Raw genomic sequence first — 11,480 nt, forward strand, 5'->3', positions numbered from 1 at the left:
CAGACATGAGCAACAACATTCAAGGTCTCGCTCTGATTGGCGGTCAGCCCGTGCGCGGCAAGGGTGCTGTATTCCAGGCCTTCGACCCGAGCAAGAACGAAGCCCTCGGGCCTGACTTCCACGCCGTCGATGCCGCGCAGGTGAACGAGGCCTGCGCGCTGGCCGGTGCCGCCTTCGACGCCTACCGCGCAACCAGCGACCACGAGCGCGCGGACTTTCTCGACCAGATCGCCGCGCAGATCCTGGCGCTGGGCGACGACCTCATCGCGCGCGCCATGGCCGAGACCGGCCTGCCCCGCGCCCGGCTCGAAGGCGAGCGTGGCCGTACCGTCAACCAGCTCAAGCTGTTTGCCGAGCTGCTGCGCGAAGGCAGTTGGCAGGACGCCCGCATCGACACCGCCCTGCCCGCACGCACCCCGCCGCGGCCCGATCTGCGGTTGCGCCTCGTCGGCGTGGGGCCGGTCGCGGTGTTCGGCGCCAGCAACTTCCCGCTGGCTTTCTCGGTGGCCGGCGGAGACACCGCCGCCGCGCTGGCCGCCGGCTGCCCGGTCGTCGTGAAAGGGCACCCGGCCCACCCGGGCACCTGCGAACTGGTGGGCCGCGCAGTGGCCGAGGCCGTGCGGCAGTGCGGACAGCCCGCGGGCGTGTTCGCGTTGCTCGTGGGCAGCGCCCCGGGCAGCGGCCATGGCCTGGAGGAAAGCCTGGTGCGCCACGCCGCGATCCAGGCTGTGGGCTTTACCGGCTCGCGCCGCGCAGGCCTGGCACTGATGGCGGCGGCCGCCGCGCGCCCGCAGCCGATCCCCGTCTACGCCGAGATGAGCAGCATCAACCCGGTCATCTTGCTGCCCGGCGCGCTGAAGGCCCGAAGCGCCGAGATCGCCAGCGGTTTTGCCGCCTCGCTGACGATGGGGGTGGGTCAGTTCTGCACCAACCCCGGCCTGGTGCTGGCCCTGGGTGGGGCTGATTTCGAACGCTTCGCCGACGCCGCCACCGAGGCCCTGCGGCCGCTGCCGGCAGGCAGCATGCTCACGCCCGGCATCGCCAGCGCCTACCAGCGCGATGAAGACCAACTCGCCGGCCAGCCCCAGGTCACGACCCTGCTGCGCGGCGAATCGAGCGCCTGCCAGGCAGCGCCGGCCCTGTTCAGGACCACCGGCGCAGCTTTCCTGAGCCACCAGGCCCTGTCCGCCGAGATCTTCGGCCCGGCCTCGTTGCTGGTCGCCTGCCGTGACATGGATGAACTGCTGGCGGTGCTCGAAGGCCTGGAGGGCCAGCTCACCGCCACGCTGCAGCTGCAGGACGACGACGCCGACGACCTCGCCGCCGCACGCCGCCTGCTGCCGACGCTGGAGCGCAAGGTGGGGCGCATCCTGGCCAACGGCTTCCCGACGGGCGTCGAGGTGTCGACCGCCATGGTGCACGGCGGCCCCTTCCCGGCCACCAGCGACGGACGCAGCAGTTCGGTGGGCACCGCGGCCATCCAGCGCTTCCTGCGCCCGGTCTGCTACCAGAACCTGCCGCGCGCGCTGCTGCCGGCGGTGCTGCGAGAGCCCAATGAACGCGGCGTCTGGCGGCGACGCGATGGCGTGCTGACCCGCAATTGACCGCGTCCACGGCTGGCAGAACACAGCCACCGAGGCACAGAGACACAGAGAGGCCCTAAGGAATCCAAGACGACATCCAGACACAGACAGGCATCGAGCCGGCGACAAGACCCGGCGCCTCTGTGTCTCTGTGCCTCGGTGGCTGTGTTCAACCACGGCACGCGGCGCAGACCCACATCAAGACAACCCAGGAGACAACCCCATGAAGAAGCAGCTGCTGGCCCTCGTGGCCACCCTGGCCGTCGGTGCGAGCGCACTGGCCGCCGACCCCAAGCTGGTCATCAACCCCGACCAGCCCGGCCCCGTCATCCACCGCAACATCTACGGCCAGTTCGCCGAGCACCTGGGCACCGGCATCTACGAGGGCATGTGGGTGGGACCGGAGAGCAAGATTCCCAACGTGCGCGGCTGGCGCAAGGACGTGGTGAGTGCGCTCAAGGACTTGAAGGTGCCCCTCGTGCGCTGGCCCGGCGGCTGCTTCGCCGATGAGTACCACTGGCGCGACGGCATCGGCCCGCGCAACAAGCGCCCCATCAAGATCAACACCAACTGGGGAGGCGTGCCCGAGACCAACGCGGTCGGCACCCACGAGTTCTTCGACCTGGTCGAGCAACTCGGCGCCGAGGCCTACGTGAACGGCAACCTCGGCACGGGCAGTGCGCAGGAAATGTCCGAGTGGCTGGAGTACATGACCGGCGAGGGCAAGTCCACGCTGACCGACCTGCGCCGCAAGAACGGCCGCGACAAGCCCTTCCGCGTGCACTACTTCGCCGTGGGCAACGAGAGCTGGGGCTGCGGCGGCAACATGCGGCCGGAGTACTACGTGGACCTGTACCGCCAGGCCGTCACCTTCCTGAAGACGCCCGAGAAGAACCGCCCGCTCTTCATCGCCAGCGGCGGCCACGACGCCCGCACCGACTGGACCGAGGTGCTGGCCAAGGGCCTGAAGGGTGTGCCGTTCGATGCCATCTCCCACCACGGCTACACCCTGCCCACCGGCAAGTGGGAGAAGAAGGGCTCGGCCGTCGGCTTCCCCGAGGCCGAGTGGATCTCGACGCTGGCCCACACCCAGCGCGTGGACGAATGGGTGCGCAAGAACACCGCCATCCTCGACCAGCACGACCCCGCCAGGAAGGTCGGCTTCTACTTCGATGAATGGGGCAGCTGGTACGACCCCGAGCCCGGCAGCAACCCCGGCTTCCTCGTGCAGCGCAACACCCTGCGCGACGCGCTGCTGGCGGCCCTGCACTTCCACGTCTTCCACGCCCATGCCGAGCGCGTGAAGATGAGCAACGTGGCCCAGATGGTGAACGTGCTGCAGGCCATGATCCTCACCAGCAAGGACCAACTGGTGCTCACGCCCACCTACCACGCCTTCAAGCTCTACACGCCCTTCCAGGACGCGACCTCGCTGCCGGTGCGCATCGACGACAACCCGGTCTACAAGGTCGGCGCGGTCGAGATGCCGGGCCTGTCGGCCACCGCCGCCCGTGGCAAGGATGGCAAGCTCTACGTCGGCCTGGTCAACGCGAACGCGAACCAGCCGGCCGAGCTGACCGTGCAGGTCGGCAGCACCTCCCCCAAGGCCGCTCGCGGACAGCTGCTGACCGCCGCGGCCATGGACGCCCAGAACGAACTGGGCAAGGCGCCGCAGGTGCTGCCGCAGGCCTACGAGGCCCAGGCCGCGGGCGGCAGGCTGACGCTGAAGCTGCCGGCCAAATCCGTCCTTGTCGTTGCCATCGAGGGTTGAACCATGTCTACACGCCGCCGCACCCTGCTCACCGCCGCCGCCCTGTGGCTGCCTGTGGCCGCCTTCGCCGCCCCGATCACGATGGGCTTCTCGCAGGTGGGCGCCGAGAGTGAATGGCGCACCGCCAACTCCGCCTCGATCAAGGCCGCCGCCAAGGCGGCCGGCATCACGCTGAAGTTCGCCGATGCCCAGCAGAAGCAGGAGAACCAGGTCAAGGCCCTCCGCAGCTTCATCGCACAGAAGGTCGACGTCATCGCCTTCTCGCCCGTGGTGGAGAGCGGCTGGGACACCGTGCTGAAGGAAGCCAAGGCCGCCGGCATCCCGGTCATCCTGACCGACCGCGCGGTGAAGGTGGCCGACCCGTCGCTGTACGTCACCTTCATCGGCTCCGACTTCGTTGAAGAAGGCCGCAAGGCGGCGCGCTGGCTGCTGGAGCGCGCCGCCAAGACGCCGAACGCCACGCTGAACATCGTCGAACTGCAAGGCACCGTGGGCTCGGCACCCGCCATCGATCGCAAGAAGGGCTTCGAGGAGGTCATCAAGACCAACCCCAAGCTGCAGATCATCCGCTCGCAGTCGGGCGAGTTCACGCGCGCCAAGGGCAAGGAGGTGATGGAGTCCTTCCTGAAGCAGCGCGACAAGAAGATCGACGTGCTGTTCGCGCACAACGACGACATGGCCATCGGTGCCATCCAGGCGATCGAGGAAGCCGGGCTCAAGCCGGGCCAGGACATCGTCATCATCTCCATCGACGGCGTGCGTGGTGCTTTCGAGGCGATGAAGGCGGGCAAGCTCAACGTGACGGTGGAGTGCAACCCGCTGCTCGGGCCGCAGCTGATGCAGCTGGCGCAGGATGTGGTGGCGAAGAAGCCGGTGGAGAAGCGGATCACCGTCGAGGAAGGGGTGTTTCCGGCGGAGGTGGCGGCCAAGGAGTTGCCGAACCGGAAGTACTGAGTCATGGACCAGTCGATGCCCGGGTTGCTGGCACGGCCCAGCGGGGATTTCGCCCCCGCGGGCGACCTACGTTTTGTCCCGCCAAGAAGTAGGCAAAAAGCTCCCCCCGACCGCGCCGCCCCCCGCTTCGCTTCGGGTTCCCTGCGCTGCTCAGGCCTTGAGGGCTCGCGCGGAACTCGCTTCGCTACGCTGCGCTCAAACAACCGCGCGAAGTCAGTTGTTGAAGCGTGCTGCGCACGCGCCCTCAAGTCCTTGCGCTGCTCGGCGGCGCTCAAGGGGGTAAGACGAAATACCTCAAACGCCCGGCCTGTGCGATTGGCAACTCGGCTGTTCGGCTGCTCGGCTGTTGGCTGTTCGGGGTCTCCCCTTCAAAACCGCCGAGAAGCACAGAAGCCCGGGGCGCGCGCGCAGCGCGCTTCAACTTCTGACTTCGCGCCCCTTTGTCTGAGCGTAGTGAGCGCAGCGAACGAAGCGAGTTGGGCGCGGCCCCGGGCTTCGAGCATCGCAGGGCACCCCGAAGCGCAGCGCAGGGGCGGTTTTGCAGGGGTCGTTTTTTGCCTACTTTTTGTCGACACAAAAAGTAGGTCGCCCGCCGGGGCGAATTCCCGGCTGGGCCTTGCCAATAAGCCGACATCGGAGCGGCACCCATGAGCCCAGCCCCGGTGCTGGAGGTCACAAACCTCCACAAATCCTTCCCCGGCGTCAAAGCCCTCAGCAACGCCCACCTTCGCCTCTACCCCGGCGAGATCCACGCCCTGATGGGCCAGAACGGCGCCGGCAAGTCCACCCTCATCAAGGTGCTCACCGGCCTCTACACCCCTGACGCCGGCCACCTCACCCTCGATGGCCGGGCCATCGCCCCGACGCGCACCGAAGACGCGCAGGCGCTGGGCATCCGCACGGTCTACCAGGAGGTCAACCTCTGCCCCAACCTCAGCGTGGCCGAGAACATCTGCGCCGGGCGGTTTCCGCGCAAGCCGCTGCTGCAGGGCCGGCGCATCGACTGGGCGGCGGTGCACGCCGAGGCGCGGCGCGTGCTGGGGCAGATGGACCTGGCCATCGACGTCACCGCGCCGTTGTCGCACTACTCGCTGTCGGTGCAGCAGATGGTGGCGATTGCGCGAGCGCTGCGTTTGTCGGCGCGCGTGCTGATCCTGGACGAACCCACCTCCAGCCTGGACGATGCCGCGGTGCAGCGCCTCTTCACGGTGCTGCGGCGGTTGCGCGAGCAAGGCCTGGCCATCCTGTTCGTCACCCACTTCCTCGACCAGACCTACGCCCTGGCCGACCGCATCACGGTCATGCGCAATGGCGAGACCGAGGGTGAGTACCTGGCCAGCGAGCTGAGCCGCCTGGCCCTCGTGAACAAGATGGTGGGCGCTCCGCCCGACCAAGAGCCCAGCCGCTTGCAGAGCCGGGCCGCCCCGAGTGGCGAGCCGGTGCTGACCGCCACCGGCCTGGCCCGGCGTGGGGCACTGCAGCCGCTGGACCTGACCGTGCGGCGCGGCGAGGTGCTGGGGCTGGCGGGTCTGCTCGGCTCGGGCCGCACCGAGGCGGCGCGGCTGCTCTTCGGCGCGGATGCAGCCGACGCCGGCAGCATCACCGCGGCAGGCCGCACCCGTCGGTGGCGCTCACCGCGCGAGGCCATCGCCGCGGGCATCGCCTTCTGCTCCGAAGACCGCAAGCACGAAGGCGCCCTGCTCGACCTCTCGGTGCGCGACAACATCCTGCTGGCCCTGCAGGCCCGCGCCGGGCTGCGGCGCGTGTTGAGCCGCGAACAGCAGCAGGCGCTCGCCGAGGATTACATCCGGCGCCTGGGCATCAAGACGGCGAGCGCTGACACGCCCATCGGCCAACTTTCCGGCGGCAACCAGCAAAAGGCCCTGCTCGCCCGCTGGCTGGCCACGCAGCCGGCGGTGTTGATCCTGGACGAGCCCACGCGCGGCATCGACGTGCGCGCCAAGGAAGACCTGATGGACCAGGTGCGCACCCTGGCCCACCGCCAGGACAGCCAGGGCATGGCGCTCCTCTTCATCTCCTCCGAACTGCCCGAAGTGCTGCACTGCAGCGACCGCGTCCTGGTGATGCGGGACCGCCGCGCCGCCGGCACCTATGCCCGGGGTGAACTGGACGAGCGCAGCGTGCTCGAAGTCATCGCCGCCCAATCCAGCGCCTCCAGCGCCTCCAGCGCCACCAGCCCCGCATGACCTCGCGCCTCGCCATGCCCTCACCGCGCCCCGCCACAGCGGCGACCCGTGCGCTGCGCCACCCCCTCGCCCGGCCGCTGGCCGCGCTGATCCTGCTGCTGGCCACGGCGGCCGTGTGCGTGCCGGGCTTCCTGCACCTGGAGATCAAGGACGGCCACCTCTACGGCAACCTGGTCGACATCCTTCACCGCGCAGCCCCCTTGATGCTGGCCGCGCTGGGCATGACGCTGGTGATCGCGACACAGGGCATCGACGTGTCGGTGGGCGCGGTGGTGGCGATCGCCGGCACGGTGGCGTGCGCGCTGGTCGGCTCGCATGGATTGGCTGTGGCACTCACTGCGGCACTTGGAGCAGCGCTGTTGTGCGGGCTCTGGAACGGCCTGCTGGTCTCGGCCCTGGGCCTGCAGCCCATCATCGCCACGCTGATCCTGATGGTGGCCGGCCGCGGCCTGGCCCAGTTGATGGCGGACGGGCAGATCCTCACCGTCTATGAGCCCGCGAGCTTCTTCTGGCTGGGCGGCGGCTGGCTGCTCGGGCTGCCGGTGTCGTTCTTCGTGGTGGCCGCCGTGGCCGGCCTCACGGCCCTGCTGATGCAGCGCACGGCGCTGGGCCTGTTCATCCAGGCCGTGGGCATCAACCCGGTCGCCGCCCGCCTGGCCGGCGTGCACACCGCGGCGGTGGTGGGCTTCGTGTACGTCTATTGCAGCCTGGGCGCCGGCCTTGCCGGCCTGATGATCGCCTCCAACATCAAGAGCGCCGATGCCAACAACGCCGGCCTGCTGCTGGAGCTGGACGCCATCCTGGCCGTGACGCTGGGCGGCGGGCAGCTCAGCGGCGGGCGCTTCAGCCTGGCTGGCAGCCTCATCGGCGCCCTCATCCTCCAGACCCTCACCTCCACGATCTACGCGCTGGGCGTGCCGCCGCAGGTGACCATGGTCGTGAAGGCGGTCGTGGTGTTCGCCGTCTGCATCTCGCAGTCGTCGGTCTGGACGTCCCGGAGGTCGGCATGAACGCCTGGCGCCGGGCCCTGGCGGCTCCGTCCTTCACGAGTTGGGTCAGCGTGGCGCTGATGGCGCTGCTCTTCGCCGCGGGTGCGGCCCGCTACACGGGCTTCGCGTCGCCGCAGGTGGTGCTGAACCTGCTCATCGACAACGCCTTCCTGCTGGTCATCGCGGTGGGCATGAGCTTCGTGATCCTGTCCGGCGGCATCGACCTGTCGGTGGGCTCGGTGATGGCGCTGACCACGATGGTGGCGGCGTGGCTGCTGCAGGTGGCGCACTGGCCGGCCGAGACCGTCATCGCGCTGGCGCTGGCGGGCGGTGTGGCGTTCGGCGCGTTGCAGGGGCTGGTGATCCATGGCTTCCGGCTGCAGCCCTTCATCGTCACGCTGGCGGGCATGTTCCTGGCGCGCGGCCTGTGCTTCCTGATCAGCGTGGACAGCATCACCATCGACGCGCCTCTGTTCCTGAGCCTGTCGCAGACGCAGCTTCCGCTGTGGGGCGGCGCCTTCCTGTCCCCCGGCGCGGTCATTGCGCTCGCCGTGCTGGCGGCGGGCCTGTGGACGGCCCACGGCACAGCCTTCGGCCGCACGGTCTACGCGCTGGGTGGCAACGAAACCTCGGCGCTCATGATGGGCTTGCCGGTGGGCCGCACCAAGGTGGCGGTGTACGCGCTCAGCGGCGGCTGCGCCTCGCTGGCCGGGCTGCTCTTTGCCTTCTACATGCTCAGTGGCTACGGCCAGCACGGCCAGGGCGTGGAGCTGGACGCCATCGCCGCCGTCGTCATCGGCGGAACCGTGCTGACCGGGGGTTATGGCTATGTGGCCGGCGCGCTGTCAGGCGTGCTGGTGCTGGGCCTGATCCAGACCCTGATCGCCTTCGACGGCACGCTCAGCTCCTGGTGGACCAAGATGGTCATCGGCGGGCTGCTGTTCCTGTTTTGCGCCGTGCAGCGGCTGCTGGCGGTGCGCAAGGCCGGGGCCTGAGGCAGGGTTGCCGGTAGCCCTTCAGCGCAACGGCCCCGCGAACCGCGGGTAGGCTTGTGCCATGAACTCCGCTGCACCGTCTGTCATCCTGTCCATCACACCCCTGGGCATGCCATGGCCCACGCTGGACCCTTTCCTGTTCTGCGTCCATCACGACGACGCCTACCCGGCAGGCAATGGCCGTTACGGGCCGGATGCCGCGCTGCTGCGGGGCCGGCAGATCGGCAGTGACTTCTCCGGCCAGGCCGGCTGGAGCATGTACCACGGCGAGCAGGTGCCGGGCTTCCCGGCGCATCCGCACCGCGGCTTCGAGACCGTGACCATCGTGCGCCAGGGCCGCATCGATCATTCGGACTCCCTCGGCGCCGGTGCGCGCTTCGGCGGCGGCGATGTGCAGTGGCTGACCGCCGGGCGCGGCATCGTGCATGCGGAGATGTTCCCACTGCTGCGCACCGACGCGCCCAATCCGCTGGAGTTGTTCCAGATCTGGTTGAACCTGCCGTCGGCCAGCAAGATGGTGGCACCGCACTTCACGATGTTCTGGTCGCAGGACATCCCGCGCCAGCGCTTCACCGACGACGCCGGACGCGCGACCGAAGTGGTGAGCATTGCCGGCACCTTGCACACATCCGCCGGCGCGACCGCCCCGCTGGCTCCGCCGCCCGACTCCTGGGCCTCGCGTCCCGAGGCCGACGTGGCCATCTGGACACTGCGCCTGGCACCTGGCGCGCGCTGGACGCTGCCACCCGCCGCGGGGGCGGGCACGCGGCGCATGCTGTACTTCTTCGCGGGCCGCACGATCACGGTCGACGGCCAGGCCGTGGCCGTCAAACACGGGCTGGAGCTGCGCGCCGGGGCGGCCGTGCCCCTGGTCAACACCGGCGCCGAGCCGGCCGAGTTGCTGATGCTGCAGGGCCGCCCCATTGGCGAGCCCGTGGCCCAGTACGGGCCCTTCGTGATGAACACGCAGGCGCAGCTCCAGCAGGCTTTTGAAGACTACCGCCGCACCCAGTTCGGCGGCTGGCCCTGGCCCGATGCCGCGCCGGTGCATGGCGACGGCGCGGACCGCTTCGCCCGGCATGCCGATGGCCGCACCGAACGCTTCGCCGCCCAGGAGACGTCATGACCCCTCCCACTCCCCTGCCGCCCTACAGCCCCGAGACACTGGGCCGCGCCGAGGCCGACGCCCTGCCCGGCCCCACCGTGCTGGAGTTCGGCGCCAACTGGTGCAGCATCTGCCAAGGCGCCACGCCCGCCATCGCCGAGGCACTGGCCGGCAAGGCCCTGCGCCATCTGCGCATCGAAGACGGCCGCGGGCGGCCGCTGGGCCGGGCCTATGGCGTCAAGCTGTGGCCGACGCTGGTCATGCTGCAGGATGGCCGCGAGGTGGCGCGCGTCGTGCGCCCGCAAGGACCGCAAGACGTCACCACAGCCCTCGCCACGCTGACCGGCTGAGCGGCGTCAGGCGCGCATCGACGGCGCCCGTCAGGGCTTGGGCGCATCCAGCGTGATCGTGCCAAAGCTGACGAAGACGATCGGCCCGCCCGACCGAGCGCGATAGGCGCCGCTCGCACCCCCCAGCCGCGCGGCCACGGCGGTGAAGGCCCAGGCCTCTTCTTCGGTACAACGCACCAGGCGCGTCGTGTACTGCGGCTGCTGGTGCTGCTCACCCCAGGCCTTGGCCAGCGCCGCATGCTGACGCAGCGGTGGGAGCACCGAGGGGTGGTCCCAGCCCCACAGGAATGTGCCGTTGGCCGGGTTGTAGGTGCCAATGATCTGGACCGGTGCACGTGCCCGCTTGCCGTTGTCGAAGCTGAACGTGATCTGGCCCTGGTCCTGGTCGACGCTCCAGCTCGCGGCCTCGGACAGACGCCACAGGCCATCGTTGGCGGCCAGCTGGGCCTGCAGGCCGCCAACGCTTTGTTGGACATAGGCCTGAGCGTCATCCGCGCTATGTGCAGCAGATGAGCCGGCCAGAGCCAGGCAAAGGGCGGACAGCGGGGCGAGCAGCTTGTTCATGAGGGCAGGGCCTTGTGATACCCCGGAAGCAGTGAGAACCAGGTCCGAAGTGTGACCCCGAACCTGCCCCACCCGCGTCCGCAGTGGGGAAGCTAGGGGGCACCTTCCCCGAGGGTTAGGGAGGGCAGCAGCCCTGGCCCTTCAGCCGCCCTGCTGCAGCAGCTGATAGTCGCGCAGCGCCCGCAGCAGTGACTGCTGGCGCGCGCCGGGTGGCAGTTCGCGCGCGACCTGCGCAAAGCGGCCGACATTGCCGGCGTTCAGGAAGGGCCGGACGTTGTCGGCCACCGACTGCGCGGCTTGCCAGCCGCCGGTGTGCACGAGGCCGAGGAGCATGTCGTCGTAGCCGCTGTTCAGGCCCAGTTGCTGCCACTGCTGCAGCACCGGGTAGGCTTTGCCGAGCAGCACGGCGTCGTAGGTCTTCGCGAGGGCCGACACGGCGGCGGCCACGGTGTCGGCCGAGGGCGGCAGCCGTGCCGCCAGGGCCAGGGCTGCGGCCTGCACATGGCCGTCCGGGAAGGCCAGCAGCTCACGCGCCCAGGCGGCCTGCTCGGCCGGGCTGCCCTGGGCGGCGAGGCGCTCCAGTTGCTGCAGCACCAGGCCCACCACCGCGAAGTGCTCGTCCAGCCCCTCGCCGCGCGTCAGGCGGCAGCTGTCGGCGGCGTAGCAGCGCGTCAGCGCGCGCAGCGCCTGTGAGGGCGTGGCGCTGGCCAGTGCGGCGGCGCTGGCCGCCGCCGCTGGCCCCGCGGTGGACACCGGCCCGGTCGCCATCCCGGCCTGATCGGCCAGGGCCGGCGCGGCGACGCCATGGGTCACAGACGACGCGCTTGGCATCGGCGGGCCCGCCGTCACCGCGGGGGCTGAGCCCGGCGCTGTGGCCGAGACCCAGGCCCCGCCGGCCGCCAACCCGGCCAGCAAGACCACCCCCGCCCAGAAGCGCTTCACGCGGCTCTTCATGCGCCAGC

At 69.9% G+C, this 11,480-nt stretch carries 10 protein-coding genes; 8 read left to right on the forward strand and 2 right to left on the reverse strand.

The window, feature by feature from the left end; genetic code table 11:
• The first annotated feature begins 5 nt into the window (after positions 1–5).
• The 8 genes from CDO81_RS16085 (at position 6) to CDO81_RS16120 (ending at position 9,954) form a co-directional block, all read left to right on the forward strand.
• Positions 6–1,604, forward strand: a complete 1,599-nt coding sequence (locus tag CDO81_RS16085; RefSeq protein WP_088484244.1) for an aldehyde dehydrogenase (NADP(+)) — start codon at positions 6–8, stop codon at positions 1,602–1,604.
• A gap of 202 nt (positions 1,605–1,806) precedes the next feature.
• Positions 1,807–3,354 carry an alpha-N-arabinofuranosidase gene (locus CDO81_RS16090; protein WP_088484245.1) on the forward strand — a complete coding sequence of 516 codons (1,548 nt, stop codon included), beginning with the start codon at positions 1,807–1,809 and terminating at the stop codon, positions 3,352–3,354.
• Positions 3,355–3,357: 3 nt separating this feature from the next.
• Positions 3,358–4,308 (forward strand): ABC transporter substrate-binding protein, encoded by a 951-nt coding sequence (locus tag CDO81_RS16095; RefSeq protein ID WP_088484246.1) that lies wholly within the window; start codon positions 3,358–3,360, stop codon positions 4,306–4,308.
• A 647-nt stretch (positions 4,309–4,955) separates the two neighbouring features.
• Entirely contained in the window at positions 4,956–6,515 is a 1,560-nt protein-coding gene (locus tag CDO81_RS16100; RefSeq protein ID WP_088484247.1) for a sugar ABC transporter ATP-binding protein, read from the forward strand.
• On the forward strand, positions 6,512–7,525 hold the full coding sequence (locus CDO81_RS16105; protein WP_088484248.1) for an ABC transporter permease: 1,014 nt from the start codon (positions 6,512–6,514) through the stop codon (positions 7,523–7,525). The genes CDO81_RS16100 and CDO81_RS16105 overlap by 4 nt, the downstream gene beginning before the upstream one ends.
• The gene (gene yjfF / locus CDO81_RS16110) at positions 7,522–8,499 is read left to right on the forward strand and encodes a galactofuranose ABC transporter, permease protein YjfF (RefSeq protein ID WP_088484249.1); all 978 of its coding nucleotides are present in this window, start codon (positions 7,522–7,524) and stop codon (positions 8,497–8,499) included. Before CDO81_RS16105 ends, yjfF begins: the two co-directional genes overlap by 4 nt.
• 61 nt (positions 8,500–8,560) lie before the next feature.
• Positions 8,561–9,625 carry a pirin family protein gene (locus CDO81_RS16115; protein ID WP_088484250.1) on the forward strand — a complete coding sequence of 355 codons (1,065 nt, stop codon included), beginning with the start codon at positions 8,561–8,563 and terminating at the stop codon, positions 9,623–9,625.
• On the forward strand, positions 9,622–9,954 hold the full coding sequence (locus CDO81_RS16120) for a thioredoxin family protein (RefSeq protein WP_088484251.1): 333 nt from the start codon (positions 9,622–9,624) through the stop codon (positions 9,952–9,954). The genes CDO81_RS16115 and CDO81_RS16120 overlap by 4 nt, the downstream gene beginning before the upstream one ends.
• 30 nt (positions 9,955–9,984) lie before the next feature.
• Here the strand turns inward: CDO81_RS16120 and CDO81_RS16125 are convergent, their stop codons facing one another.
• Positions 9,985–10,518 carry a DUF6882 domain-containing protein gene (locus CDO81_RS16125; RefSeq protein WP_241517033.1) on the reverse strand — a complete coding sequence of 178 codons (534 nt, stop codon included), beginning with the start codon at positions 10,516–10,518 and terminating at the stop codon, positions 9,985–9,987.
• Between the two features lie 141 nt (positions 10,519–10,659).
• A complete protein-coding gene (locus CDO81_RS16130) occupies positions 10,660–11,472 on the reverse strand; it encodes a hypothetical protein (RefSeq protein WP_088484252.1) in 813 nt (270 codons plus the stop codon).
• Positions 11,473–11,480: the final 8 nt, after the last annotated feature.

Source organism: Roseateles puraquae, assembly GCF_002205845.1.
GTDB lineage: Bacteria > Pseudomonadota > Gammaproteobacteria > Burkholderiales > Burkholderiaceae_C > Pelomonas > Pelomonas puraquae.